The 955-nt window shown below is 42.5% G+C and carries 2 rRNA genes; both read right to left on the bottom strand.

The features are described 5' to 3' along the window. Positions 1-474, bottom strand: a 23S ribosomal RNA gene (locus tag CZ809_RS20805); the annotation flags it as partial. A gap of 367 nt (positions 475-841) precedes the next feature. Continuing rightward, a 16S ribosomal RNA gene (locus CZ809_RS20800) occupies positions 842-955 on the bottom strand; the annotation flags it as partial.

Genomic DNA, 955 nt, shown 5'->3' with positions numbered 1-955 from the left:
GGTTCTTTTCGCCTTTCCCTCACGGTACTGGTTCACTATCGGTCAGTCAGGAGTATTTAGCCTTGGAGGATGGTCCCCCCATGTTCAAACAGGATATCACGTGTCCCGTCCTACTCGATTTCACTAATAATGCATTTTTGGTTACGGGGCTATCACCCTGTATCGCGGTACTTTCCAGAACCTTCACCTAACGCAGAACTAGCTTAAGGGCTAATCCGGTTTCGCTCGCCGCTACTACCGGAATCTCGGTTGATTTCTCTTCCTCGGGGTACTTAGATGTTTCAGTTCCCCCGGTTTGCCTCATTAACCTATGTATTCAGTTAATGATACTTGCTTATGCAAGTGGGTTTCCCCATTCGGAAATCCCAGACTCAAGAGGCTTTTACTGCCTAATCTGGGCTTATCGCAAGTTAATACGTCCTTCATCGCCTCTGACTGCCAAGGCATCCACCGTGTACGCTTAGTCACTTAACCATACAACCCCAAGAGGTCTTGTATGTTCAAACAACCAAGGTTTGCGTTTAATAATTCGATCAAGAAAATATTAAACATTGGTTTTTCGCCGGACTCATTTATTTGTCTTCACTTTAAAAAGTGAAAGCAAACACAGACACTTGAATGTGTGTTGTTTTGAGAACTCGTTTTTATTCAAAGAATAAAAACATTTTTAAAATTAATCTTTCGATTAAATTTACTAGTCAGCTTTCCAGATTGTTAAAGAGCATAACGCAAAAGCGTTAATCAATGCGTTTGCATTAATTAGCACTTTCGCTATTTTCTAATAACTAATTTTACCAAGCAATCTGTGTGGACACTGCATAAAACAGCATAAGTCTTTAGGTAAGGAGGTGATCCAGCCCCAGGTTCCCCTAGGGCTACCTTGTTACGACTTCACCCCAGTCATGAACCACACCGTGGTAAACGCCCTCCCGAAGGTTAAGCTATCTACTTCTGG

The organism is Photobacterium piscicola, assembly GCF_900166965.1.
GTDB lineage: Bacteria > Pseudomonadota > Gammaproteobacteria > Enterobacterales > Vibrionaceae > Photobacterium > Photobacterium piscicola.
Note: the sequence above shows the minus strand (reverse complement) of the source record. Positions and strands in the feature narration are given on the sequence as shown.